General features: G+C 45.9%; 20 protein-coding genes. 9 read left to right on the plus strand and 11 right to left on the minus strand.

Annotation, left to right across the window (positions count from 1 at the left end):
* Positions 1–42 precede the first annotated feature (42 nt).
* The 5 genes from OCV12_RS16890 to dsbD are packed head-to-tail and all read left to right on the plus strand — an operon-like array spanning position 43 to position 5004.
* Positions 43–507 carry a TlpA family protein disulfide reductase gene (locus OCV12_RS16890; protein ID WP_261886624.1) on the plus strand — a complete coding sequence of 155 codons (465 nt, stop codon included), beginning with the start codon at positions 43–45 and terminating at the stop codon, positions 505–507.
* Positions 507–1004 (plus strand): DUF4266 domain-containing protein, encoded by a 498-nt coding sequence (locus tag OCV12_RS16895; RefSeq protein ID WP_261886625.1) that lies wholly within the window; start codon positions 507–509, stop codon positions 1002–1004. The genes OCV12_RS16890 and OCV12_RS16895 overlap by 1 nt, the downstream gene beginning before the upstream one ends.
* Positions 1005–1053: 49 nt before the next feature.
* A complete protein-coding gene (locus OCV12_RS16900) occupies positions 1054–2280 on the plus strand; it encodes a DUF3570 domain-containing protein (protein WP_261886626.1) in 1227 nt (408 codons plus the stop codon).
* Positions 2270–3211 (plus strand): FAD:protein FMN transferase, encoded by a 942-nt coding sequence (locus OCV12_RS16905; protein WP_261886627.1) that lies wholly within the window; start codon positions 2270–2272, stop codon positions 3209–3211. Before OCV12_RS16900 ends, OCV12_RS16905 begins: the two co-directional genes overlap by 11 nt.
* Entirely contained in the window at positions 3208–5004 is a 1797-nt protein-coding gene (gene dsbD, locus OCV12_RS16910; protein ID WP_261886628.1) for a protein-disulfide reductase DsbD, read from the plus strand. Before OCV12_RS16905 ends, dsbD begins: the two co-directional genes overlap by 4 nt.
* A gap of 74 nt (positions 5005–5078) precedes the next feature.
* On the opposite strand, the gene OCV12_RS16915 is transcribed toward dsbD, so the two are convergent.
* Both OCV12_RS16915 and OCV12_RS16920 read right to left on the minus strand, forming a co-directional pair.
* Entirely contained in the window at positions 5079–6212 is a 1134-nt protein-coding gene (locus OCV12_RS16915; RefSeq protein ID WP_261886629.1) for a phosphotransferase, read from the minus strand.
* Between the two features lie 8 nt (positions 6213–6220).
* Positions 6221–6508, minus strand: coding sequence for a GNAT family N-acetyltransferase (locus OCV12_RS16920; RefSeq protein ID WP_261886630.1), 288 nt, complete (start codon positions 6506–6508; stop codon positions 6221–6223).
* A gap of 275 nt (positions 6509–6783) precedes the next feature.
* Here OCV12_RS16920 and OCV12_RS16925 point away from each other — a divergent pair, with 275 nt between their 5' ends.
* A complete protein-coding gene (locus tag OCV12_RS16925) occupies positions 6784–7530 on the plus strand; it encodes a PilZ domain-containing protein (RefSeq protein WP_123300197.1) in 747 nt (248 codons plus the stop codon).
* A 103-nt stretch (positions 7531–7633) separates the two neighbouring features.
* On the opposite strand, the gene OCV12_RS16930 is transcribed toward OCV12_RS16925, so the two are convergent.
* Positions 7634–9994 carry a Lon protease family protein gene (locus OCV12_RS16930; RefSeq protein ID WP_239848151.1) on the minus strand — a complete coding sequence of 787 codons (2361 nt, stop codon included), beginning with the start codon at positions 9992–9994 and terminating at the stop codon, positions 7634–7636.
* A 240-nt stretch (positions 9995–10234) separates the two neighbouring features.
* Here OCV12_RS16930 and OCV12_RS16935 point away from each other — a divergent pair, with 240 nt between their 5' ends.
* Together OCV12_RS16935 and OCV12_RS16940 are read left to right on the plus strand one after the other, a co-directional pair.
* Entirely contained in the window at positions 10235–10729 is a 495-nt protein-coding gene (locus OCV12_RS16935; RefSeq protein ID WP_019826219.1) for a hypothetical protein, read from the plus strand.
* Positions 10730–10741: 12 nt separating this feature from the next.
* The gene (locus tag OCV12_RS16940) at positions 10742–12370 is read left to right on the plus strand and encodes an ABC transporter ATP-binding protein (RefSeq protein WP_261886631.1); all 1629 of its coding nucleotides are present in this window, start codon (positions 10742–10744) and stop codon (positions 12368–12370) included.
* Between the two features lie 183 nt (positions 12371–12553).
* Here OCV12_RS16940 and OCV12_RS16945 read toward each other — a convergent pair whose 3' ends face one another.
* Positions 12554–13567, minus strand: coding sequence for a LacI family DNA-binding transcriptional regulator (locus tag OCV12_RS16945; RefSeq protein WP_017631098.1), 1014 nt, complete (start codon positions 13565–13567; stop codon positions 12554–12556).
* A 97-nt stretch (positions 13568–13664) separates the two neighbouring features.
* Positions 13665–16733, minus strand: a complete 3069-nt coding sequence (locus OCV12_RS16950; RefSeq protein ID WP_261886632.1) for a non-lysosomal glucosylceramidase — start codon at positions 16731–16733, stop codon at positions 13665–13667.
* Positions 16734–16797: 64 nt separating this feature from the next.
* On the opposite strand from OCV12_RS16950, the gene OCV12_RS16955 reads away from it, so the two are divergent.
* Complete coding sequence (locus OCV12_RS16955; RefSeq protein WP_261886633.1) at positions 16798–17745, plus strand: aldose 1-epimerase; 948 nt, start codon at positions 16798–16800, stop codon at positions 17743–17745.
* Positions 17746–17873: 128 nt separating this feature from the next.
* On the opposite strand, the gene OCV12_RS16960 is transcribed toward OCV12_RS16955, so the two are convergent.
* The 6 genes from OCV12_RS16960 to OCV12_RS16985 form a co-directional block, all read right to left on the minus strand.
* Complete coding sequence (locus OCV12_RS16960) at positions 17874–20288, minus strand: GH36-type glycosyl hydrolase domain-containing protein (protein ID WP_261886634.1); 2415 nt, start codon at positions 20286–20288, stop codon at positions 17874–17876.
* A gap of 93 nt (positions 20289–20381) precedes the next feature.
* A complete protein-coding gene (locus tag OCV12_RS16965; RefSeq protein ID WP_008216689.1) occupies positions 20382–21473 on the minus strand; it encodes an ABC transporter ATP-binding protein in 1092 nt (363 codons plus the stop codon).
* On the minus strand, positions 21473–22822 hold the full coding sequence (locus OCV12_RS16970; RefSeq protein ID WP_261886635.1) for a GH1 family beta-glucosidase: 1350 nt from the start codon (positions 22820–22822) through the stop codon (positions 21473–21475). The genes OCV12_RS16965 and OCV12_RS16970 overlap by 1 nt, the downstream gene beginning before the upstream one ends.
* 17 nt (positions 22823–22839) lie before the next feature.
* The gene (locus OCV12_RS16975; RefSeq protein WP_017061568.1) at positions 22840–23688 is read right to left on the minus strand and encodes a carbohydrate ABC transporter permease; all 849 of its coding nucleotides are present in this window, start codon (positions 23686–23688) and stop codon (positions 22840–22842) included.
* 46 nt (positions 23689–23734) lie between these two features.
* Positions 23735–24721 carry a carbohydrate ABC transporter permease gene (locus OCV12_RS16980; RefSeq protein WP_008216694.1) on the minus strand — a complete coding sequence of 329 codons (987 nt, stop codon included), beginning with the start codon at positions 24719–24721 and terminating at the stop codon, positions 23735–23737.
* A gap of 67 nt (positions 24722–24788) precedes the next feature.
* On the minus strand, positions 24789–26036 hold the full coding sequence (locus OCV12_RS16985; protein WP_017631102.1) for an ABC transporter substrate-binding protein: 1248 nt from the start codon (positions 26034–26036) through the stop codon (positions 24789–24791).
* Between the last annotated feature and the right edge of the window lie 18 nt (positions 26037–26054).

The following is a 26054-nucleotide window of genomic DNA, read 5'->3' on the forward strand; positions in this document are numbered from 1 at the left end:
AACACTGAATTTTAAACACAATTAAAAACAATGGAGAACAACATGTTTACACGAGCCTTAGCGTTATTGGCGCTGTGCCTTTCTTTACCTGCATTGGCTTATCAAGAAGGCGATTCTTTATCACCAGACGTTATCGAGAAACTGCAACTAAACAACGATGAGCTGACCATTATCGACTTCTTTGCAGAGTGGTGTGTCTCTTGCCGTGAAGAGCTACCGGAAGTCAATCAACTCTACACCGAACTCAAAGGCACAGGCGTCACATTTAAAGGCGTCGATGTTGATGAAGATGTTGATGTTGGCTTGGCGTTTCAAAAGCAGCTAGGGCTGGAATTCCCTGTTGTTAACGACCCTGAACAGGCGTTGATTGCCGAGTTCAAGCCGATCGGCATGCCTGCGCTTTACTACATCTATCAAGGCAAGGTTATCAAGATTCGCTTTGGTGCCATTAACCACATTGGCGACGTCATTACTGACGACCTCACCAAGATGGGGGTGCAACTGTAATGCTAATCAAAGCCACCCTTATTGGGCTACTCGCTATTCCGATGACCGCAAACGCGGCTCTTGAACTCGATCTTAGTGGTTTAGGCAAAAAGCCCGTTGAACAACAAGCCAACGATAGCGGGAAAAGCGAAGGCCCAATCATTGAAGAAGAGATCATCTCCAGCACCGTTTATTCAAGTGGCGGTGATTATTCAAACCCAGAAGCGAAACGTGCAACCAGACGAAATATTGAAATGGTGAAGCCCAAAGCAAAGCAACTGGTCTTCGAAGAGAAAGCACCAGAAATAAACAACGAACCCTCTGCTCTGGCTTTCGTTGATGAGTTTCTTGGTATTGAACCAGTAAAGCCTTGGGAAAAAGGCACATTAGCTCAAAAAGAGATGAAACCCGGTGGTCCAGTACCTGAGTTCGACGTCTTTTCTGAAAAGGTCTTCGCTTACAAACAAGGTTCCGTCGGCGGCAGTGGTGTTGGTGGCGGTGGCTGTGGTTGTAACTAACCGAACCATCAACGAACAAATCAGTATTTAAAAACAAAATAAGAACAAAATGAAAAAATTACCAATTACGCTGCTCAGTGCAGCGGCAGTGGCTAACGTGGCATTAGCTGAAGATCATATCTCTGTTCACTACCTCAGCTATGAGGAATACGATGACAGAGTATCAGCCAATGACACCATGGTTTCAATTGAGAAAAGCATCGGCTTAGATTGGACATTAAACGCAGAGATAAGCTACGACAGTGTTTCTGGAGCCTCACCAGCTTGGGGGCCGACGACACCTCCCGCGTCCAATGCCGATCAGATCAATCGCGCCTTGAAAACTCAACAAGCACAAGACAAAACCAACGAAGTGATTCGTGCGGGGTACGATCCTCACCGCAGTGGTTATGAAATCCAAAAAGTAGGACTTGAAGACACCAGAAAATCCATCAGCTTAAGCGCGACTTATCGCGACACCTTACGTAACGAATGGACACTCGGTGGTAATGCTTCACAAGAAGAAGACTATGAAAGCCTTGGTATCAATGGTAAAGGTTTAGTCTATGCCGACAGCACGAAAAACCGTTCGTACAGTCTGGGTGGCTCAGCCCTTTTCGATAAGACTCAAGCGTTCGGCAAGTACTCATTGGGCTCATCCAATAGCCAGAGCTGGGAAGATATTTTCACTGGTAGCTTGGAAGCTGGGTTATCACAAACCTTCACGCCTAATTTATATAGCATTTTTACTGCTTATGCGGGTTACCGCAGTGGCTATTTAAGCAATCACTATTTAACGGTTCTGCGTGAAGTTGATATCAATGACGACGGTAAAATCGATGATGACGAAGTGTTCTTAGGGCAAGATTCTCGACCAGACACACGACTCTCTGGCGGTATTAATCTCCAAGCCTTTTACTCACTGTCCGATAGCCTAAAAATCCGACCAAGATACAAATGGTTCATGGATGATTGGGGCGTGATGTCTCATCAGTTAGGCGGCAAATTATCTTGGCGTGTGAGCGAATGGCTAACATTAGCACCGGGCTATTTCTGGTACACACAAGACGCGGCCGATTTTTATCGCGATCCAAGCAGTGCTGATCCTTCTTTTGCTTCAACAGGCTACGCCACTTCAGACCTTCGCTTAGGTAACTTCACAGCCAATGCTTATGAACTAGGTGCGAGTATTAAAATCCATAAGAAATTACGCTTGAATGCGCTTGCGGCGTATTACGAGCAGAGCAACGGTTTTGAAGCTCAATGGTGGGCGGTTGGAGCAACCTATGAGTTCTAACCTACCCTTTGTACATCGTTTTCATGCGATGACCGTACCCTGTGAAGTGCAAATCCTGTCGATTGATTTAGCTAACTTTCCAGGGGCAACTGCGAAAGAAATCGCCGATGAGATAGAGCAAAACACACGCCGTTTAGAAAACAAATATAACTTCTACTGCGAGGACTCGTGGCTAACACAATGCATTAATCAACGAAAGTCATGTGATGTCGAACTCGACTCTGAATCTGCCGAAGTATTCCAACATCTCGACCGATTAAGCCAACTGACGTTCGATACCTTTGATACTACGGTCGGCAGCATCAAACATCTTTTAAAACAAAAGCCAAAGATGCTACACAGCCACGCCTTCCAAGCCCTGTCTTCTGCTTTGGGCAAACAAGCATGGGAGCTGAAAGGGGCCCTCGAGCAACAAGGAATCGACAATCTACAAAGGACAAGGCTACACATCCCTGATTCACGCACTCGCTTCGACTTTGGCGGCGTCATCAAAGAGTACGCCGTCGACCAAGCGGTAGAGCTCGGCAAGCAACGTGGTGCGACTTCGATGTTGGTGAATTTTGGCGGCGACATCTATGCGTTGGGGACCAAGCCAGATGGCTCGGCATTTAACATTGCGGTGTTGGATCCAAGAGACAACAAGACACCATTTTTTGCAGTGCCTCTAACCAATGCAGCGCTCACGACTTCGGCTCATAGCGAACGTCAGATGCAATTTGGCGACAAGACCACTTCTCATATTTTGTCGAAGCAAGATGTTGAGAAGAAGATTCTATCGGTTACCGCGATTGCTTCTTCCACATTGGAAGCGGGCGTGCTCAGCACATCTCTCACACTGAATCCCAATATTTCAGTGCCTGAAGACAGCGCGGTTATCTACATCGACGATCAATTACACATTCACCAAAACACGGAGTTTTTGCATTCATGAAAAGCTACCTACTCACGTTAATTTTATTGTTTAGCAGCTTTTTGCATGCTCAGGAAAACGAATTTCTTCCTGTTGAACAAGCCTTCCCTGTCACATGGGAAGCAACAGACCAAGGCGCGGCAATTAGCTTTGATACGCACAAGGGTTACTACCTGTACCAATCTCGATTCTCGTTCAAAGAAGAGTCGTCATTATCGACACGAGAGCCTCAATACTCTCTGCCAGGTGAAGAAAAACAGGACCCTAACTTTGGTAACGTTGTTGTCTTTCATGAGCCGCTCACCGTTACTATGCCTTACACCGGCAGTGGCAAACTCACCGTGCGTTACCAAGGCTGTGCAGACAAAGGGCTTTGCTATCTGCCACAAAAGTTAGTGCTCGACTTACCTATGATCGAGACCTTAGATGAAGCACTTGTCGAGGAGCAATCAAACTCTCTGGTTCAAACCCTCGGTGAAATCAGTGAAGACACGAATGGCTTATCTTCGTTCCTATCCCAAGCCGGTAAATTACAAGCGCTGCTTGTGTTCTTCTTACTCGGTTTGGGCTTGTCCCTCACGCCATGTGTACTGCCAATGATTCCAATTTTAGCCAGTATCATCGGTGGTGAAAAAGCGATGACAGGTAAGAAAGGCGCGGCACTTTCTAGCTCTTATGTTCTGGGTATGGCAACCAGTTATGCGATGACTGGAATCCTAGTAACCACGTTAGCCAAAGGGGTTAACCTACAGGCTGCGATGCAACAGCCTTGGTTATTAAGTATCTTTGCGGCGGTTTTTGTTCTGCTTGCATTGGCCATGTTCGGCTTCTATGAACTTCAACTACCAGCCGCACTGCAGCAAAAGCTCAACAGCGGTTCAGACAAGCTGGGCGGCGGTAAGATCGCCAGTGTGTTCGCTATGGGCGCAGTATCAGCATTGGTTGTGTCACCTTGCGTCAGTGCCCCATTAGCAGGTGCATTGCTGTACGTTTCAACGACTCAAGATTGGATGTTTGGCGGAGCGACTTTGTTCGTTATGGCACTAGGCATGGGCGTACCACTTATCGCTATTGGAGCCAGTGGTGGACGCCTTTTGCTAAGAAGTGGCGCGTGGATGGTGTCCGTAAAACAAGTGTTTGGCGTACTGCTATTGGCGGTCGCTATCGTGTTGTTAAGTCGTTTTGTTGCTCCATCGATCATCATGATATTGTGGGCACTGCTAGCTATTGGAACTGGTGTCCATTTCGGCGCATTAGAAGCAGCACAACCGGGTTGGGCGCGTACTCGTAAGTTCTCTGCTCTTCTTCCATTGAGCTACGGTTTGATTCTGTTTGTCGGTTATTTCCTAGGGAACACCGATCCGCTTAACCCGCTTGCAAACCGTAAGTCAGCCCAACCTATTGCGGCTACTCCCTTTGAAAAAACAGACTCGATTGTTCAGCTAGAGAAACAGATACAAAACGCTGCCGACGCTAAACAGAAAGTACTGGTAGACCTTTATGCGGATTGGTGTGTCTCTTGCAAACTGATTGAAACGAATGTGTTTAATGACCAACAAGTGAGCCAAAAACTGAAAGAGTGGAAGACCATAAAACTTGATGTGACCGAGAGCTCACCAGAACAAATGGCATGGCTTAACGAAAAAAATGTGTTCGGCCCACCAGCCATTTTCTTTTACTCACCCGACAGCGGTGAAATAGAGCCTGCGCGTGTAATGGGAGATATTGATAAAGAGGGTTTCAACAACAAGCTCAAACTCGCTAATCAGATCGCTGCGAATAGTACAATTGAGCCGACCAGTTTAGCGAATTAGGCACACCCTAAACAAAAAAAAACGCCCAATCATCGACTGGGCGTTTTTAAATTTGGTTTGCTGACGGAATAAACTTACTTCGACATTTCCAACTGCTGAACCACCGCTTGAGTCAGCTGTTCAGTATAAGGATTAATCTTCCAATGCTCTGGACTCCAACCTTTCACAAAACGTTGGAAATCAGCCCACGCCACATAAAACATTGGCCGCCATGTTTTCTCAACATCATCGAACGAAAGCTGTGGCTGATAGTGTGCCAATGCTTCTTTCAAGTGTTGGAAGTAAGTGTCTAGTACCTGTGGTTCAAGCTCTGCGCAATCTTGCGGCCTAATCGCGCTGCTCATGAACAAAGCCACGTCTTTCATCGCACACCCGTTTCCAACATATTGAAAATCTACGGCTGCAGCGTTTTCGCTTTCTGAATCAAAACAAAAATTGGCTAGCTTAGCGTCACCATGCACCAAGGTTTGGTATGAGCACTCTCTGAGTAGACGGTCGATGTTTTGTGCTTGGTTCTTCAGTGGGAAATCTGCCAAAGCATTCAACTCATCAGGCCGAGTGTCTAGGTGCCAGTAAGTACCGACTTGCCACAATGAAGCCGACCGTTCTCTGTCAATATGGATGTGCTTTGCGTGAAAGTGAGCGAGCCACTTTAGGCAAGCATTACGCTGTTTAATCTCGACGGATGTATAACGAGGTTGAGTACCTTTGACAACCGATTCATCAGAAGCGGCGAGTACATCGAACTGAGAAGTTAACGGGAAGCCAATATCCGCGAGGTCTTGCATCACGATAAGCCACTCATTCTCTGCTAGCTCACAATGCAGTCCAACAGGCATAGGACAACGCTCGTCCCACTGTTGAGTGAAGGACTGATACCAAGCCGTTTCGACTTGATAAGAATGAACTTTGCGTTGGTGAGAGAGCTTGGTGTTCCAGCCTTTGGGATGTTCCGCTTTATCTGGCAGAGCGACATGTTTAACGATAACGCTGTTCATAGAAGCGCTATTATCTTTAGCAAAAACCAAACGCACTAGCTCGCCGTATCCGCCCCACAAGCGTTGAATAACATGAACATCAAACCCTTGCTGGCAACCCAGTGAGGTCGCTATTTTTTGATAAAACTCATTTTGATATAGTTCAGGTTGGTTTTGACCTGAACTCGCTTGTGGTTGAGCAAGGTTGTTTGAGGGTATTGATTGAGACATATAACTCGTTACTGTGCTTTACCGGAGAGAAGATGTGACCACTGTTTTTGCCTGTTCATATAGTGCACCACGTAGCTACACACTGGTACAATTTTGAAGCCAGCCTGTTCAATTTCAGGCAAAACCGACTCCATCATCACCTTGCCAAAGCCTCTGCCTTGCAGTTCATCAGGAATACGCGTCGAGGTAATGTGCAATACATCGCCATCCTTCTGATACTTAACAACCGCGAATTGGTTCGGTTCTAACTCAACTGTGATCTGGTTCTCTTCTTGAACCCATTTTACTGCCTTCATTCTCAACTCCTGCAAATAATTGATACGACAAACAATTAAAGTTTGAAGTATGAGTTCCTTGTAATAGACTAACGCAAGTGCATATAAATAAAACTAAGTACTTACAAACAAAGCAAATATTTTTAGAGCTCGCGAATTTACATAAAATCAGCGACAAACAAAAGCACTCTATAAATCATGCAAAGTACGCCTACTAAATCTAGCACGTAATAACCCCTTGTTAGCAAGTTATCAATATATCTAACAGACGCATGTTGGCGCATGGAGAACAAATAATGAACGCACCACTGAAGAAGCCTTTGGAGCATAATCAGGCACTTCAAGATCCTCGTAACCGCACCATTTCTACGATAAACAGTACCGATGCGCTGGCTATGATTGAGCACGGCAGCGAGCTGACGTTGAACGTCTCGACTCCTGTTGGCACCAAGTTTCTTGCCACTACCAAATTTATCGGTACTCACAGTGATAACTGCATTGTGATTGAGGTGCCGGAAGTATCGAGCGATGATCTACGCTTTTTCTTCCAAGAAGGTTTTTGGATGACGGCTCGTGCTTACTCCTTAAGAGGTGAAGGCGCACTTATCCACTTTAGATGCCAGATTCATCATACTATCGGCGAACCTTTCCCTATCATCGTGCTTTCAACACCAAGTACGATGCAAGTGACTCAGTTGCGTAAAGAGACACGCTATGAGGTGAACCTCAGCTCTCGAGTTATCTTTGATGATCAACGCATGAACTGCGAGATTCGAGACTTATCGAAAAGTGGCTGTCGCTTTGTGACCTCACCAACGGCTCGTTCAATTCAGGTTGCCGATAGAGTCTCTATCGAAATCACGCCTGAGAACTACAACGGCCCGTTGATTCCACCACTGAGAGGGATTGTGTGTAATCTTCAGAAATCTACGCACTACGCGCGTTATGGCGTCGAATTTGATGATATCGGCCGTGCCAACGCTAAGAACTTATTGGGTAAGCTCAAGTTCGATGGCACCAAGCTTCGTTTACGTAATGCTTAAGCGCTAGAGATAGTAAGAATCAAAAAAACAGCCATCGATAATGTCGATGGCTGTTTCGTTTTATGGTTAACGGTTATTTAGCTGTTTTACGTCAAGCGTTAAGCTATTTACGCAGTGCGTTGAGTTTGGCCTGAGCGATACCAAAAATAGTATCGATTGGGTAGCTACCCTCATCACTCGCTTCACCAGCGGCTTTACCCGTGAACAACTCAATCGCTTCGGTCACATGGTCAATCGCCCAGATATTGAACTCGCCCTTTTCAACCGCTTTAACGATATCGCTGCGCAGCATCAGGTTATGAACATTCGAACGTGGGATGATCACCCCTTGTTCGTTTGAGCGCCCTTTGATTTCACACACATCGAAGAAACCTTCAATTTTCTCGTTCACGCCACCAATGGGTTGAGATTCACCGAACTGATTCATTGAGCCAGTAATCGCTATATCTTGACGGTTTGGCTGCTTAGAAAACGCAGACACCACCGCACAGAACTCGGCCATACTCGCACTGTCACCATCGACGCCACCATACGATTGCTCGAAGGTGATGTTGGTAGTGAGCGGTACTTTGGCTGTCTTACCAAACACGGAAGAAAGATAAGCCGACAAGATCATCACGCCTTTGGAGTGAATACTGCCACCGAGGTCTACGTTTCTTTCAATATCAATCACTTCACCATCACCATAAGCGGTAGTTGCTGTGATTCGGTTCGGCGCACCAAACATATGATCGGTTGTGCTAAGTACAGAAAGCGCATTAACTTGACCAACCGCCTGTCCATCAACATGGATCAGCGTTGTACCATTAGTGAAGGTTTCCATCACGCTGTCTTGCAATCGTCCGACACGCATCTGTTGGTTAGACAATGCTTGATCAACATGCGTTGCGCGAATCAGGTTCGATTTTGATCCTCTCGCCACGTAGTTTGACTCACGAAGCAGGTTAGCAATGTGTGCTGAGTGTAGAGACAACTTGCCTTGGTCACCCGCCTGACGAGAACTGTGCTCAATGATGCGCGCAATCGCTTTGCGATCACAATGCAGCATATTGTTGTCATGCACGATACTCGAAATGAAGCGCGCATAATGCATTTCTGAATCGGGAGTACGCTTCATCTCATCTTCAAAATCGGCCGTCACACGGAACAGTTCACCAAACTCCGCATCGTAATGTTGCAGCAGTTGGTAGGTACGATAATCACCAAACAGGATGATCTTAACGTCTAGTGGGATAGGTTCAGGATCAAGTGAAACAGCCCCCGTTAAGGTCACCTCTTTCTCTAATGAAGTAAAGCTCAATTGACGTGAACGAAGCGCACGCTTCAAGCCTTCCCAAACGTAAGGCTGTTCAAGAACTTTCACTGCATCCATCAGTAATACGCCGCCGTTAGCTCGGTGTAAGCTACCTGCGCGAATCAGCGAGAAGTCGGTAAATACGGTGCCTTTGAACGTCGCCGTTTCTACATAGCCAAACAGAGAGTGATAATTCGGATTCTCTTCCACCACGATTGGCAGAGTGTCTTCCTTTTGGCTCACAATCACGTTGACCTTGTAACGACGCGGCATTTTCTTATCCAGAGAAGCGGTCGCCACTTCGGCTTGTTCAGTGCTCTCTTCTAAGAAGATATCAGCGTTATCGACAATGTCTTTACGCAGTGCCGTGAGGTACTTTTTGATGTCTGGATATTGGCTGTAATCTTGCTTCAACTGCTTGATGAAGTGAGTGATAACATCGCGCGCCGTATCATCATTCAGCTTTTGGATTTTCTCAGTGTAGGTCTCTTCCAGCTCGGTCAGTTCACGAGAAATGGTGCGCAGACCCACTTCCAAGGCATCAATGGTTTTATCGAACTGGTCTTGTTCTTCTTCCGACAACAGATCGAAGCTCTCTTCGGTATGAAGATCATCGCCATTCATCGCCACAAACTGGTAATCACCCTGAGTGGTGATCGTCAGGTTGATGCCTTTCTCTTTCGCTTCTCGGCTGATGCTTTCTAGCGCGGCTTGTTGCTTGGCTGCTAACTGGTTTTTCAGCCTATCAGCACGGCTAAAGTACATCTCGTTATCAAACGCAAGAGGCATACCTTTCAGCAATTTACGCATCAGCTTTTCAATGTCTTGCTTTAAGCTGCTGCCGACACCTCTTGGTAACTTAAGTACCTTAGGTGTACGAATATCTTCAAAGTTCGCGATATAACACCAATCAAAAAGCTCCTGAACTTCTTGAGGGTGTCGGTTTAGATAGCGCAAGATCATGGTGCGTTTACCGAGACCATTTCGCCCTATCGCATAAATGTTGTAACCCTTTTCCTTGATTGACATCGCGAACTCAACGGCCTTTTGAGCACGTTCTTGCCCGACGATCTCGTCAATTGGAGCCAGTTCTTTGGTCGACTTACATGGTAACTTCTCGAGTTCTGCTACCTGATACAGCTGTTCTGTATTGAGTCTTTGAATCGCCATCGCCGCCTCCTTAGTCCTTCATTACTTGGGTGTAGATAAAATCAGTGTAGATGTAATTTCCTATAAATTTAGTGACTTACGCTACACAGCTGTTCAACTGAACAAATAACACACAATTTAGCGCATTTTTACGAATATCGAGGGTTTTAATTCACCAACTTAACATGTGAATGATTTTAATTTGCAATTGATAATAAATATCATTAACATTTTCAGATATTGTAAATTGAGGATGTGGACATGGAAATTGAACGATGCTGGATGCACTACCTAAAAGCTGAACAGTTAATGGAGCAAGGTCACTGGCCAGAAGCACAACGCCTTTATGGTGATGTTCTCAATTCTCTTCCACATCACATCCAAGATGCGGCATACCAAAGCGATATTAAACCCTGCCAATTTGCTTGCCTACTTGCAGGGCTGAGAGATGCGAGTGTTGCTCAATCTGAGATTCTCAACCGTTTAGGACAGCATCAACAAGCCTTTGATACCTTGAACCAGTCTTACGCACTGATGCAATTTATCTCGCTTGAAAGCACTGAGTTGATTCAACGTACCTATGGGCTATTGGAAAAGCAGAGTGAAGACCTGCTCAATCACCTGATTGCTTTTTGCAGTGCTCAGCGCAGTTCGCATTGGATGCTCGAACTAGAACAAATTCAACGTGCTCATCACCATTTTGGGCAACTAAAAACAACGTCAGAAGTTCAATCTTCACCTAATGTCTTAAATTGATAAGGATATATCATGTCGGACCGGGCCATTCTTAAAGTTAATAACCTCTCCGTAAGTTTCAAAACCAATGATGGAATCATTGATGCGGTCAAAAAGGTTAACTTTACCCTTAACTCAAGCGAAACCTTGGCCATTGTTGGTGAATCAGGTTCAGGTAAATCCGTCTCTTCCAACGCGCTAATGCGCTTGCTGCCTGATAACGCGATTATCGATCAGCAATCAGACATCGAGTTTGAAGGTCAATCGATTCTTGGCAAGACTGAGCGAGAAATGCAGTCGATTCGTGGCGATAGAATCGGCATGATCTTTCAGGAGCCAATGACCTCTTTGAATCCATACCTACGTGTCGGTACTCAAGTGGCGGAAGCCATTATGTGTCACCGTAAGGTATCGAAATCAAAAGCAAAACAGCGTGTGTTAGAGCTGTTTAATCTTGTGCATTTACCTATGCCAGATCAGGCTTACACCAAGTACCCGCATGAGTTTTCTGGTGGTCAGCTACAACGAATCATGATCGCGATGGCGCTGATCAATGAACCCGATATTCTGATTGCAGACGAACCTACAACAGCATTAGACGTGACCGTTCAGGCTGAAGTACTTTCTCTTATCAAAGAGATACAAGGCAAAATGGGCATGGCGATTCTGTTCATCACCCATGATTTAGGTGTGGTGAAACACTTTGCTGACCGCGTGCTGGTGATGTGTAAAGGTGAGTTGGTCGAAGAAGGGCTGACTCAAGAGCTCTTCGATAGCCCTAAACACGATTACACACGCATGCTGATTAACTCAATTCCGAAAGGCGCGAAGGTTCCTGTTGAAGCATCTGCTCCAGAACTGCTTTGTGCAGAAGATATTCGCGTGAAATTCTTGATCAAATCTCACTTTATCCAAAGTAAGAACCAGTACTTCGAAGCGGTGAAAGGCATTTCGTTGAAGCTGAAACAAGGCGAAACCTTAGGTATTGTCGGTGAATCAGGTTCCGGTAAATCGACCCTTGGACGAGCTTTGATCGGCTTGCTACCAAGTAGTGGGCGTATTGTCTACAAAGGCCAAGACGTCAGCTTATTGAACGACAAAGAGCGTCACAAGCTTAAGAAAGATGTTCAGATGGTGTTCCAAGACCCTTATGGTTCTTTATCACCACGTATGACGGTTGGGGAGATCATCACCGAAGGCTTAACGGTGCATCAACCTCACTTGTCAAAACAAGAACGTTTAGAAAGAGCGCGTAAAGCACTGATTGAGGTTCGCTTAGAGCCAAACTCAATTAACCGTTACCCGCACGAATTCTCTGGCGGACAAAGACAACGTATCGCGATTGCTCGTGCGTTGATTCTTGAGCCATCTTTCATACTGTTGGATGAACCGACGTCGGCACTCGACCGCTCAGTACAACTGACCGTGATTGACCTGCTGAAAGATATCCAAGCCAAGCACAACATCGGCTTCCTTTTCATCAGCCACGACCTTTCGGTAGTGAAAGCACTTTCTGATCGTGTATTAGTGATGCAGAAGGGTGAAGTGATGGAGGAAGGCGCGGCAGAAGAGATTTTCAATGCGCCGAAAAACGACTACACCAAGAAACTCATCGCGGCGTCATTCGACTTAGAAAATAAATCGGAAAAAAATGCCGCTTAGAGGGAACTAATCAAGATTAACAGCGTCTTATAAGTACATTCTGAAAAAGCATCTAATGGATTGCACTCTAGAATGGATATAGCAAAACTGGTTTGGCCGCCAAAAGAGAAATGTCGCATGGATGCGACATTTTTCGTTTCTGAAAGATAATAATCTCCAGTCTCTCGACTAAAAAATCGGAACCTAGCGATACAAAGACTTGGTCGACTCTCTGACGATTAAATCAATCGGTGGTAATCGCGCTTCATGCCTCTCGCCTGACAGCAAGTTCAAAATCGACTGCGCACACACCTCTCCAATCTCTTCAATCGGCTGTCTCAAGGTCGTTAATGCTGGCGTGAAATACTTCGACGTTGGCAAGTCATCAAAGCCAATCACCGACACATCTTCTGGTACTTTGTAGCCGTGATCATGCAATGCCTTAATCGCGCCGTAAGCCGTTTGGTCATTGGCCGCGAACAGGGCAGAAAAGTGAATCTTAGATTCGATCAACTCAACGGTTTTCTCATAACCAGACTCGCTGCTGAAATCACCCTGTTTGACGAGTTTTGGCATCACCTTGATACCCGCTTCTTGCAGCGCTTTCTTATAGCCTTCAAAGCGATTACCCGCATCTGGTTGGCTCGAAAGTCCTTTGATATGAGCAATATTCACATGCCCCTGTTGGAGCAAGTGGAGGGTTGCCATGTAACCGCCCAGTACATTATCGATATTGATTGAACGAACGTTGTCTTCAGCGAAGTCATAACCGACCGCGACAATCGGGATGTCTTGCGCGTACTTGGCAATATCCTCTTTGGTGATGCTGCCTGTCACGATGATCATGCCATCGACATTGCTCTTAGCCAGATACTCTAAAGCGTGTATCTCAAGCTTTTTTTGCCAATGCCCGGTAGCTATCACTAACGAATAGCCTTGAGCTATCAGAGTTTTCTCCATGTCGTTGAGGATGCGGCTGGTATAAGGGCTGTCAGGGTGTTGCACCAATACGCCTATCGTTAATGAACGGCGATTGATGTTCTCCTGCATCTGAAAGTTGGGCTTGTAGCCTGTGTCTTTGATGGCCTGCTCGATGTTCTGACTTTTATCATCCGACACATAAGTGGTTCGATTAAGAAAACGAGAAACCGTGCTTGGGGAAACGCCGGCTAGCCTAGCTACATCGTATACGGTGGTTTTTTTAGTTTTCGTGCGCATCTCGATACCCTAATCCAGTGACATTTGGGGAGCCCTAGAGCTCCCCTTCAATTTCAACCTGCATACCACTGCTTTCGTTGAAATCCGTGTCATTAAGTTAATACATGTAGGCGAAGATCATCCCCGGTCTGAAGTAACGACCAGCGGTATATTTCAACCCTGTGCTCAATAGCCATTTATGAAGAACCATGGCCTGCTCAGTGGAAATTTCGCCTTTCAGCATACTAACAAATTTATCACTGTCTTTAGTCAGCTCAGGATTAACTCGACCGTCAGACAGCACACACTTTTGAAATTTAAGTGCAGTAAGCCACTTTTTCGCATCATTTTGTGACAATTTAAAAGATTCTGTAAGATCTTGCTCAGTGAAAGAGACAGAACAGTTGAAGCCTTCTGGTGCGGCAAATGGAATTTTTGAATAGTCATACAGCGCGGTATACACAGTATCCATCAATGTTTCTGCTTGCTGCGATTTCCCCGCTAGGCTCAACGCAGTTGCGACACTAAATTGCACACCAATCCACACATCTTGAGCCTGAAAAGCCTCATGTGGTGAACCGTCTGCCAATGTCATATTCGCCACACCCAACTTAGGGCTGTTGATCTCAAAGTTATGTTTATAAACATAGTCCAATGCGCGTTGAATACACTCTTGCGGGAAAATACCCTCCAAGCCAATCAACTTTAGATAGCTGTCGGCAAGCAAGGCATCGCCAAAGCTGTTGTCTGAATCGGGTACTAACTCTAGATACTCTTGAGTAAAGGCTTGAGGCGCGGTCTCACTCAGCAAGCGTTTCTTAGAGACTCTTTGAGATACCTTGCTGATGTTAATGGAGATGTCGGTCTCATTGAGATAGGCATTGAGCGTATTCTTGTCAGTAATCGAATCGCCCGTCAAAGTCAGGCCTAAGGTTTCCAGAGCTTGGTAGCCTTCGCCAGTTAGATGCTTGGCTTGAACTGGCGTCACGAAAAAGTGGTAGTAGCCTTCTTTCTCATCCCACAAGCTTTGTTCAACCGTCACTAATGCCTTTTTCGAACGTGTTAGATAACCCGCGCCTAGATCGTTTTCACCCATCAATTGTGCAAGTTCACTCGCGGCTTGAAGGCCTGCAACCCAGAGGCTCGCGCAGTAAATTGAGATACCATGTGACGCTAAGTTATCGAAGGTGTCGTCTGTGCCTCGGGTTAGCGGTAAATCGTCACCTTCAGCAACCAAGTTCGATAAGAAATCGATGCTCTCAGTCACAGCCTGCCAGCACTCTTTAACCACAGAAATATCTTGTGTGTTTTGATAGTGACGGTACACCATCAGAATGTATTTCGGTGCTAAGTCCTTCCACTCTTTAACATTGTGCCAGCTATACGCGTCAGGCTGGATGTCGAACGGGCTACCTAAATCGTGAATTACTGCACCTCGAATCGAGCGCACACCTTGGTACTTCTCATCAATCAATTCAGCATTTGGTGTCGCTTCGTATTCCCAGTAACGGCGCTGAGTGAAGTCTTCAGCCAAAATCGCTTTTGAGAACTCTTTCATCACGCAGCCATCAAGCTCTGGCAGCAAATAGAGCAGTGAAAATGATCCATAGAAATACACATCCAGTGAATTAAAGAATGGGTAGTCAACACACTCTTTCACTAGGAACTTGTCTTCTTTATCCCACACTGTAGATTCGGCTAAGAACGACAATGAGTTCATCGCCATCGTCGCATAGCGAAGTGCCGATTCAGGTTTTGAAATCTTGCTTTGAGCCTGTTCGAGGAAAGCCGTTTGTTGCTTCACGATCTGCTGTTCAATGCTCTCAAGCTTTGGCAGAACATCCTCTAACATGGGTAAGGCAGGTTTTGCTTGCGGGTAGAATTGAGTGTAAGCCTTGTCTGAGTGCCAACCATTGAGCATAACTTTACTGTGTGCCATCACCTGTGCGAAACGCAGGTCAACGGATTCGCCCGGCTCCAGTTCAACCTGAACCACAACCAATGCACTCAATGCTTCGCGTCCAGTGTAGATCCCAGTTTGGAATTCGGCGTTAGTACGGCCTGTTTTCAGTGCGAACTCTGTTTGCTGGGTCACTTTCGAAGTATAAAGCGTCGGCTTAACAGACACCGATACCTTGCCAGACTCTAGTAAGTGGTTATCCGTTTGGACACCAAACACCACCTCACCCTCAATATCACTTTGATAAGGGGACTGGCTAGTGAGCTGAACACCACTAAAACCGTGGCTTTCACCGTTTACCTTCACCGCTTGATGCTGCTGAGCTATCGGGTTTTGAGATAAGGTACACGCCGAATCTTGGATCCCATCGCGACCTTTTCGATAGGTTGAACCAATCAGATTTTGCAGAGGTTGAGCAAGCGTAATCACGCGAGTTTGCTGTGATTCGTTGGTGAGCTGGAAATGGTTCCAGTGCATAGGTAATGAACAGAGACGTTTATCGTCTTTAACGAGCGGTGAAACAACCTTGCGCTTGATATTAATACCATCAAAACTATTATATTGATATTCAGCTAATGGATATAAAGCCTTATATTCTATATCGCTACCGTTAACACTCTCTATATCACCATTATTCCCCGAAGTTAGTGATAGCTGTCTCGTTGTATCATTTATCAATAAACCATTAAAGAAATCTAAGGCTACATATAATTGACAATCAATCGACGATGAATCTGATTCAATTAATAGTTTAGTCTTATTAGAAAACTCAACATTCCACTTTATAAAGCTCTCTCTATTTTCTTTATATAAGTTGCCATTTTTTAATGCGTTACGAATGAGGTTAATCGCATTTGAACTATTTTCTATTTTCTTTCCATCGAATAATGCCGGGTAGAAATTCAGGTGAACACTGAGCTCTTGTTCGTTAAGAATCTGAAGGGTATCAATGGTCGGCACATCCATAACCGAAGCATAAAAATCATTAAAATTAATAACTTGTTCTGAACAGTCAACAAATATTCCTGGAATAAAGCTGAAGTTTGGCGTGTTGCCGTTTGGCGTCAGTGTAAATGTATTGCCAATACCGCCCACAGCCATACCAGTATTTTCTGGTGTTGTAGAAATTGGCGTGTACCAAGGTTGAATAAATTCAACTGCATCACCTTTTTTACACAGGTGTTTTGAATTTCCTGAATAGCTTGTATATGGAATTTTATTATTCATTTTAAAACCGCCATTGAATATTTTTTTCTTCTTGTTAATATCTTTCAAAAATGGAGACATCAACATGTTTAAAATTATAAATGAAAAATTTGGAAATATTGACTCTGTCACATTAATAAACCACCAGCATGGTATAGAACTTCAAATAATCAATGGATTTGGTGCTGTTATAAATAAATACGTTGTAAATAACAGTCCATTCTCTTTTATTTGTGGTTATCAGAATTATGATGAACTGATCAACCAACATCCGTTCTTTTCCCGCAGTGCTAAATTATTCCCTTTTCCAAACCGTTTAAACTTAGGTCGTTACAGTTTCGATAACCAAAACCATCAACTCCCTGCTAACTTTCCTTGGTCTGATCACGCCGTACATGGCCTGCTCTACAACCAACCTTTTTCAATCACAAACAGCGTAGCCAATGAAGAGTCAGCCAGTATGACGCTGCTGTATCAAACGTCATCTTTGCACCCTGCTTTCCCGTTCGCTTTTAACCTTGAAGTCACCTTCACTATCGACATCACAGGCAAGCTATCTTGCACGACAACTGTCTCTAATTGTGGTGATTTCGCCTTCCCATTCGGTGATGCTTGGCACCCTTATTTCTCGCTTGGCACTGATTTGACACAGTGTGGGCTTACCATGTCACCTTGTGCTGAGGTCATACACGAGAACGACTTGCCTAATGGTGAAAAACAGGCTTTTGACCGTTTGTCTTTAGGTGATTCCCTGACCAATCAAAGCCTAAACCACTGCTTTGAATTTGATTCGGAGGCCACCAACCAACTGACTTTCACACGCTCAGATTCATCTGCCGCGATTCACTATCAACAAGATGCGAGATACCCATTTGTTCAGCTGTACACTCCAGCGAGTGAGCAAAGTATTGCAATAGAACCAATGACTTGCCCTGCCGATGCTTTCAATAACCAGATTGGCTTATTGACGCTTAGCCCGAACCAATCTCAAACCTTCACTTGGCAATGCCAAGCTGCCTATCAACAAAAATAATCGAGCTAAACGAGAGCAACTGCTGAATGCGAAATCAGCCCCCCAGAGAACGCATTGCTAACGAAACAACTACAACGAAAAACGAAACGAAAGAGCAATAAAGGGCGCATAAAGCGCCCTTCTCTTTGTTAACCTAAAACCACTTCTACCGTGTGCTCACCCGATGTAAATACCGGTGCTTTGTTGCCTGAAATCAGGTCACCATTGACCTTCATCTCAACCACACCTTTACACACGTTATTCGGGTTCGTGACATGAATATTGTATGTTGCACCGCGGAACTGACGACGGACTTTAAACTCCGGCCACTCAGCCGGAATACAAGGATCCACCAGCAAGCCATCCACTTCAGGACGAACACCCAGAATCCACTGCGTACCTGCAACGTATGTCCAAGATGAAGTGCCAGACAGCCATGCATTACGACCTAAGCCGAACTGCTTATGTTCGTCACCCAAGATGTTTTGTGGGTAGCAGTATGGTTCAGACTCAAAGGTATCAATGTCGTCGTTCTTAGAAGCCGGATTAATTTGACGGTAGTACTCGTAAGCACGTTCGCCATTGCCCATTTTCGCTTCTGCAATCATCACCCATGGGTTTGAATGCAGGAATATACCGCCATTCTCTTTCGCACCCGGTGGATATGTCGAAACGCCACCTAATTGCGGATCAAAGCCGTTGTAACCCGGCGTTGAAAGCTTGATACCATTAGTCGTGTTTAGCTTGTTGTAAACCGAATCTAGCGCCTGAGTGGCACGCTCTTGTGTTGCGAAACCAGAAATCACAGGCCAGCTTTGACCATTAGTGTAGATCTGCCCTTGCTCGTTCTTGTGAGAACCAATCGGCAGGCCTTGCTCATCAAAGTAACGCACAAACCATTCGCCATCCCAACCGCATTCATTCACTGTGCTCTGCATCTGTTGGTACTGATCTTTGAACTTAGCAGTTAGATCCACGTCGCCACGCAGGTCACAAAGGTCCAGCATATCAAGCAGGGCTTTGCCGTACATGTTGGCTACCATCATCGACTCAGCGCCCGTTGGTAGGTTCACCGTGTCATTCCAGTCTGCAAAACCTAATAACGGTAGACCGTGCTCACCGGTATTGGTGTAAGTAAACTCAATCGCGCGGCACAAGTGATTCCACACGGTTCCAGTTTCAACTGGGTTGCCCGCTTTGTCTTTTTGATAAAACGGGATCGCTTTGTTCAAGAAGTCAGCGTTGCCCGTTTCTTTCACATATTGAGTCACCGCGTAGATGATCCACAAGTGATCATCACCATAATAGTCAGGGCGATCTTCTTCTTCACGCGAGTCACCCGCGTTCGCTTCCATCGTTGACGGGAAGAACTGGTGCATCGCAGAACCATTGGTGTTTTGCACGGACAGTAGACGCTCAATGAACTCGCGCGCCTCTTCTGGCATATGAGTAATCACGCCCAACGTATCTTGCGAAGAATCGCGGAAACCGATGCCACGTGCACCATAGCCAAGTTGATACAAAGACAGGTAACGAGACCAATTCTTGGTGGTGTGACACTGACGCGGGTTGTGGACGTTAAGCATTGAGTTCATTGCTGGATCTGGCGTTTCAACCTGAACTGCTTGTAGGTAAGAGTCCCAGTGTTCAGCCAGTTCAGCGAAGGCCGAATCGACCACTTGGTGGTCACGGTATTTAGCCAATAGAGGCAATGCAGCGTCTAGGCTCTCTTCTTGTGCAATTTGTACAACCGTACGCTCTGTCTGCTCTGGAGATAACCATCCTAAACGCAGATTTAGTGCACCTATATTGTCGCCGCGCAAACACTCGGTGTTACCAAGCTCGTCGTTTTCTAACGCTTGCGGCGCAGCCCAAGTGCCATAACCAAACTGGCCTAGGAATGATTGGCGGTCACCGTCAAATGAAGTCGCAGGGCGATCCGCGGTCATCAAGTTTACGGCGTAGTCGCGCTTCATGAAGGCATACTGCTCAAGTACGGTGTGACCCGATTCTTGTTGGTGTGCTTTTAACGTCATGGTTTGTGGAACCCAATCGGCATTCAACAGTTGCTTAAGTGCATCGAAGTGTGTGAATTCGTAGACTGGCACTACATCAACGTGTAGCGCTTTGTCTGAAATGTTGGTGACTTTGATGTCTTGTAATAGTACTTGGTCAGCTTTCGGTACGAAGAACGTCGCTTCACAACGCACACCAAACGCTTCTGCAATGATGGTGGTGTAAGACAAGCCTGTGTGGTTTTCAAACTTATCAAGCGGCTTCAAGGTTGGTGTATAGAAAGGTGAGAACACCTCTACGTTACCTGCTTCATCACGCACCTTAAGGTACATGGTCGAGCCTTTGAAATCTGAGTTTGGTAGTTGTGCAATGTACTTGGTAATACGGTTCAGTGCAGGGTCACCTTTACACAACAACACACCGCCGTTGCTATCAACAATGCCACCAAAATCTAATGTGCCCACATAGTTACACCATTTGATCGGTGTGCATGGTGTGGTTGCTACGTATTCTTTGTTTTTATCGTCAAAATATCCGAATTTCATCATCACTATCCCTAGCCCCTCCCAAATCAGGAGGAGCCAAAACAATTTGTCGTAAGTTGGTTGGTGTCAGCTCACTGGCTGATTTAAATTAACTGGCTAGCTCGCTAGCGAGTTCTCACTCAGTGCGTCAAACAGGTGGAAAGCATCCAAATCCAAGTAAAGAGTCAGCTCTTTCACATCTACCTCAGCAGCTTGGGTTTCAACCATCAGCGGTTGGCCGCCGATTTCTGTTTTCAGAAGAATGCTCGCGCCCAACAGTTCCTTGTCTTTGATTTTCACAGGGAATGGCAGTACGCGATCGTGATCCACTTGCTCGGCACGTAGGTGAATGTCTGTTGGACGAACACCAAAATGCAGCGCTAGGTTTTTAGACGCCAGAGACTTAAAGCGCTCCGGCAGTGGGATATGAACATCGCCAAGTTCAACGAAGTATTCACCCTCTTTTTCAATCAGCTTCGCTTCCAACATGTTCATTGACGGGTTACCAATGAATTGCGCGACAAATTTGTTAGCTGGGCGTTGGAACACCTCGGTTGGTGTACCCACTTGAGCAACATAACCGTCTTTCAGGATCACGATGCGATCTGCTAGCGTCATCGCTTCGATCTGGTCGTGTGTTACGTATATCGTTGTGGTTTTAAGCTCGCGGTGTAGGTGCTTAATCTCTTCACGCATCACGCCACGCAGTTTGGCATCGAGGTTAGATAACGGCTCATCAAACAAGAACACTTTCGGTGTACGAACCATCGCACGGCCCATTGCTACACGCTGACGTTGACCACCAGAAAGCTCTTTCGGCTTACGGTTCAGTAGAGGATCAAGCTCTAGCATCTTCGCCGCTTTTAGTACTTCTACATCGATTTCTGCTTTCGGCATGCCTTTCAGTTTTAGTGCAAAGGCGATGTTCTCGTAAACCGTCATGTGTGGGTACAGCGCGTAGCTTTGGAATACCATCGCTAAGTCACGGTCTTTAGCATCGACCTTGTTCATCACTTTGCCACCAACCACGATGTCACCAGAGCTGATACTCTCTAGGCCTGCAAGCATACGTAGTGTGGTCGACTTACCACAACCAGATGGGCCAAGGAAAACCACGAACTCGCCGTCTTCAACCGTAAAATCAAACTCTTTTACAACCTCAACATCACCGAATGATTTTTTGATGTTCTTAAATTCTACTTTAGCCATTATCTGTTCTCCTCAGCGCGCTCTTGAAGCATGTTTCGGTACGCAATTGCGCTCTGTTTCAGTGTTCTTTCTTGGGTGGTGTAATCAACATGAACAATGCCAAAACGCTGGCAATAGCCGAATGCCCACTCAAAGTTATCCATCAGGCTCCACGCGAAGTAACCATCCACTTTCACACCGGCTTCAACTGCGTTGTGAACCGCTTCGATGTGGCCTTGGAAGTAACGAACACGTTGGTCATCCATCACTTGTCCGTTAACACGCTCATCGTTACCTGCAGCACCGTTCTCTGTGATGTAGATAGGCGGCATGTTTTCGTAGCGAGCATCCAGTCTTACCAATAAATCGGTTAAACCTTGTGGGTTAATTTCCCAGCCGATGTAGGTGTGTTCAGCGTCAGTCTGTTTTACTGATTCAATGTCGCCGTTCTCGTTGAATCGAGCGACATTGCGTGTGTAGTAGTTGATACCGATGTAATCAACAGGAGCACTAATGATGTCTAGATCGCCTTCTAGAATCATCGGCATGTTCATCGCTTGGCGTTCGACAACCAGTTGTGGGTATTCACCCTTCAATACTGGGTCGATGAACCAATGGTAGTTCTCAGCTTCACAGTAGTCTGCAGCACCTTGGTCTTGTGGTGTTAATGGGTAAGCCGGCGTCGCGTTAAATACCACACCATGCTTAGCATGAGGCGCATTCTTACGCAGAATCGGCATAGCCAAACCGTGTGCCAACATTAGGTGGTGAGACGCTAAGTAGCCCTCTTTCTCACCCTTGATGCCTGGCGCATGTTCGCCCCAACGGTAACCTAGGAACGCAGACACAAACGGTTCGTTCAATGTTGTGTAAACATCAATCTTGTCGCCAAAGTAGTTACTCACCACTTCTGCGTATTCTGCGAACTTGTAAGATGTTTCACGGTTTAGCCAACCACCTTTGTCTTCAAGATATTGCGGAAGATCCCAGTGATAAAGCGTTACGTAAACCTTCATGCCACGAGCATGACACTCATCGATGATCTGCTCATAGAACTCTAAGCCTTGCTGATTCACCACACCGTCTTGCGGCAGGATACGTGGCCATGCAATGGAAAGGCGGTAAGCATCAACGCCTAAGCCTTGAATCATCTCTATGTCTTGTTGCCACAAATGGTAGTGATCGCACGCCACGTCACCATTGTCGCCGTTATCTACCTTACCCGGCTTCTTACAAAACGTGTCCCAGATAGACGGTGTACGACCGCCCTCTTCAACGCCGCCTTCAATTTGGTATGAAGATGTCGCGACACCGAATACAAATTCCTTACTGCGTAACTTTGAATCACTTGGAAGTTGAAATTTATTCATTGTTATAACCCTTAAACCTAACCTTTAACTGCGCCGGACGTTAAACCACTGATCATCTGTTTCGATGCGAACAGGTATGTAATCACGAGTGGTAAAATAGAAATTGTGGTACCTAGCATTACCGCGCCCCATGGCGTATTCGGAATACCTTGAACACTTCGTAGTGCTTGTGTGATGACGTAATTGTCAGGGTTGTTTAGCACTACAAGAGGCTGCATAAACATGTTCCAGAAGAAGACGAACTGCACGATAGCGAGTGTTGCTAGTGCTGGTTTCATCAGTGGTAGCACCACACTCCAGTACGTTCTGAACTCACCTGCGCCATCTAACTTCGCCGCTTCTAGCAGCTCTTTAGGAATCGATGCAATCACGTGCTGACGCATCAAGAAGATACCAAATGGTGTGGTGGTGAACGGTAGCCATACCGCCATGTGGTTATCCAGCAAGCCTAAGAATTTCACGATCATGAAGTAAGGGATCAGGCTAAGCACAGGCGGAATCGCCATTGAGCCAACCAGCATGCCGAACAACACGTTCTTACCGCGGAACTTAAACACAGCAAATGCGTAGCCACCCATGCTACAAAACAGCAGCGAGATGGTGGTGCCTAAGAAAGCCACGTAGATCGAGTTAAACATCGCTTTCCAAAACGGCATGATTTCCAGCAGTTTTGCGTAGTTCACCATCAGGCTATCGCCAATCGCAAAGCTGATGCCCGAGCCGAAGATCTCCGAACGGTCACGAGTTGAAAGCAGAGCTGACCACACAAACGGGAACACCGTAATGATTGCGGAAACAATCAGTAATATGCCGAGCATGACCATCAAGATCTTAGTCATGATGTACATGGTGCGTTCGCTTGGCATTAGGCCACTTAGTGGTGAGGTATTTGTCTTAATTGATGTCGACATCTTAATGTTCCCCTAAGCCTTTCTTACCGAAGAATAAAAACTGAACCAAAGTACAAGACGCGATGAGTGCAAACAGAAGCCATGAAATCGCTGACGCTGTGCCCATTTCTAACCATTCCCAACCCACTTTGTAGAGGTACATAGAGATAGTTAAACCAGATTGACCCGTACCACCTGTGCCACGCGTTAGAACGAACGGTTCTTCAAACATTTGCAGGTTACCGATGATGGTCATGGTGATTGCAAAGAAGATGAATGGACGAATCATTGGTAGTGAGATGTTCCAGAAGCGGCGGAAAGCGTTAGCACCGTCCATACGAGCAGCTTCTAAAATGTCTTTAGGAATCGTCATTAAACCTGTGGTGTAAAGGACGATGTTAAAACCGGTGTATTTCCAGAAAACCATGATCGCGATAGACGGCTTCACCATAGTGGCATCGTCTAACCAGCGGATTGGTTGAAAATCGTTAACCCAAGCAAATGCCCAACCAAACAGTGTGCTATCAGCCAGTGCCATCAGCGTTTGGTTAATGATTCCTGAGTTAGGAGAGTACATATTGAAGAAAATCAGTGACGCTGCGACCGTTGATGTGATGAACGGTAAAAAGTACGCCGATGTTAGCCAGTGACGCATACGGTCACCCATTGAAACCAACATGTAAGCCACTGGAATGGCAACTAAATGCTGAGCCACACCCGATGTGATTGCTAGCCACAATGTGTTCTTTAATGAACGCCATAGCCACGGGTCAGTCAAGGCAATGTGATAGTTCTCAAAACCAACGAACTGCATTGCGTCCATGCCCTGTACTGGGTTCCATTCGTGGAACGACAGGTAAACAGAGAACAACAGCGGGAAGATCCCAAATACAGAAAAAATGATCAGAAACGGCAGAAGAAATCCATACGGTGTAAGCGCTTTCAAATTTAGACGAGAAAAAAAGCTTGGCTCCGAAGGTTCTATCGTTGTGCTCGCTGTATGATTCATAGTAACGACCTCTTAAAAAAGGAAGCGCGTTATCCACGCTTCCTCACTTACTCAAAGTAATAACAAATTAAAGATTACGCGTACGACGCTTGATTAGGCGCTCTGCCTCTTTAAGTGCTGTCTCGATGTCCTTGCCTTCATCAAGCACTTCCATCAATGCGTTCTCTAAGATAATAGAACGTGCAACGTGGTCGCCTTGAGCTGGAGATACTGGCTTGATGTTCTGTGCCACTTCAGCAAACAGAAGACGCGCTTTCTGACCACCTAGGAATTCCATCTCTTCTTGGAACAACTCATCGTCATACGTGGTTACGTTCGCAGGGAAAGCGGCAATCGTTTCGAAGTGCTTAAGTTGAACGTCACGATCCGTCGTCATGTATTCAATCAACGCCCAAGCTTCATCTGGGTTGTCTGATTGAGTTGGAATAGATAGGAATGAACCACCCCAGCTGCCGTAGATGCCATCAGGTAGGTTTTCTACCGCCCATTTACCTTTGGTTTCAGGAGCGATCCAGTTGTTTAGGTGACCAAGTAGCCAAGCGCCAGAGAGTTGAGTTGCAAATGTGCCGTTGCGGAAGCCTTCGTACCATTCGTTAGACCAAGCCAAAATTCGGCCATCTAAGCCTTTGTCGCGAATCTCTTTTGCCACTTCAAAAGCGTGAACAAAACGCTCAGATGTCACAACAGGGTTGCCATCTTTATCAAAGTAAAGACCTTCACCTTCAGGAACCGTGGTGAAGATGATCGCTTGTGCCACGTCGGCTGCTGAAGCGATAAGTTGTACATTTTGCTCTTTCAGTTTTTCACCCGCAGCGATGTATGAATCCCAATCTTTAATTGCGTCTTCTACATTGATGCCCGCTTTTTCAAACACGTCGGTGCGGTAGTACATAACACCTGGACCAAGGTCGACAGGGATGCCGTACATGTCGCCGTCAGCGCCTTTGCCTTGTGCCCATGCGTAAGGTGCGAATCGTTCTTCGTATTTATCGGCACCGTAGTTTTCAGACAAGTTAACTAGGCCGCCAGAGCCAACGAATGGACCGATTTTCTCTACGTCCACAACAATCACGTCACCCGCACCTGAGCCCGTTGCTAGGTTAGTGGTTAGTTTTGTGTGGTGGTCACCATGGTTGTTCATAAGGTAATCAACTTTGATCCCTGTTTCCTTTTCGAAATCAGGCAGTAATACCTTCAGGCTGCTATCGAAATCAGGGAAACCGTCGAAACGAATCTCTTTGTCAGCCGCGTTTACCGCTGTTGTACCTAATCCTAAAGCAACCGCGCATGAAAGCGCCAAGGTCTTAAATTTCATGTTCTATCCTTAATATTT

The sequence above is a fragment of the Vibrio pomeroyi genome, from assembly GCF_024347595.1.
GTDB lineage: Bacteria > Pseudomonadota > Gammaproteobacteria > Enterobacterales > Vibrionaceae > Vibrio > Vibrio pomeroyi.

Excerpts from the sequence above, each read along its gene's own strand:
- OCV12_RS16890 (WP_261886624.1), top strand. The coding sequence starts at position 43 with ATGTTTACACGAGCCTTAGCGTTATTGGCGCTGTGCCTTTCTTTACCT.
- OCV12_RS16895 (WP_261886625.1), top strand. The coding sequence starts at position 507 with ATGCTAATCAAAGCCACCCTTATTGGGCTACTCGCTATTCCGATGACC.
- OCV12_RS16900 (WP_261886626.1), top strand. The coding sequence starts at position 1,054 with ATGAAAAAATTACCAATTACGCTGCTCAGTGCAGCGGCAGTGGCTAAC.
- OCV12_RS16905 (WP_261886627.1), top strand. The coding sequence starts at position 2,270 with ATGAGTTCTAACCTACCCTTTGTACATCGTTTTCATGCGATGACCGTA.
- dsbD (WP_261886628.1), top strand. The coding sequence starts at position 3,208 with ATGAAAAGCTACCTACTCACGTTAATTTTATTGTTTAGCAGCTTTTTG.
- OCV12_RS16915 (WP_261886629.1), bottom strand. The coding sequence starts at position 6,212 with ATGTCTCAATCAATACCCTCAAACAACCTTGCTCAACCACAAGCGAGT.
- OCV12_RS16920 (WP_261886630.1), bottom strand. The coding sequence starts at position 6,508 with ATGAAGGCAGTAAAATGGGTTCAAGAAGAGAACCAGATCACAGTTGAG.
- OCV12_RS16925 (WP_123300197.1), top strand. The coding sequence starts at position 6,784 with ATGAACGCACCACTGAAGAAGCCTTTGGAGCATAATCAGGCACTTCAA.
- OCV12_RS16930 (WP_239848151.1), bottom strand. The coding sequence starts at position 9,994 with ATGGCGATTCAAAGACTCAATACAGAACAGCTGTATCAGGTAGCAGAA.
- OCV12_RS16935 (WP_019826219.1), top strand. The coding sequence starts at position 10,235 with ATGGAAATTGAACGATGCTGGATGCACTACCTAAAAGCTGAACAGTTA.
- OCV12_RS16940 (WP_261886631.1), top strand. The coding sequence starts at position 10,742 with ATGTCGGACCGGGCCATTCTTAAAGTTAATAACCTCTCCGTAAGTTTC.
- OCV12_RS16945 (WP_017631098.1), bottom strand. The coding sequence starts at position 13,567 with ATGCGCACGAAAACTAAAAAAACCACCGTATACGATGTAGCTAGGCTA.
- OCV12_RS16950 (WP_261886632.1), bottom strand. The coding sequence starts at position 16,733 with ATGAATAATAAAATTCCATATACAAGCTATTCAGGAAATTCAAAACAC.
- OCV12_RS16955 (WP_261886633.1), top strand. The coding sequence starts at position 16,798 with ATGTTTAAAATTATAAATGAAAAATTTGGAAATATTGACTCTGTCACA.
- OCV12_RS16960 (WP_261886634.1), bottom strand. The coding sequence starts at position 20,288 with ATGATGAAATTCGGATATTTTGACGATAAAAACAAAGAATACGTAGCA.
- OCV12_RS16965 (WP_008216689.1), bottom strand. The coding sequence starts at position 21,473 with ATGGCTAAAGTAGAATTTAAGAACATCAAAAAATCATTCGGTGATGTT.
- OCV12_RS16970 (WP_261886635.1), bottom strand. The coding sequence starts at position 22,822 with ATGAATAAATTTCAACTTCCAAGTGATTCAAAGTTACGCAGTAAGGAA.
- OCV12_RS16975 (WP_017061568.1), bottom strand. The coding sequence starts at position 23,688 with ATGCCAAGCGAACGCACCATGTACATCATGACTAAGATCTTGATGGTC.
- OCV12_RS16980 (WP_008216694.1), bottom strand. The coding sequence starts at position 24,721 with ATGAATCATACAGCGAGCACAACGATAGAACCTTCGGAGCCAAGCTTT.
- OCV12_RS16985 (WP_017631102.1), bottom strand. The coding sequence starts at position 26,036 with ATGAAATTTAAGACCTTGGCGCTTTCATGCGCGGTTGCTTTAGGATTA.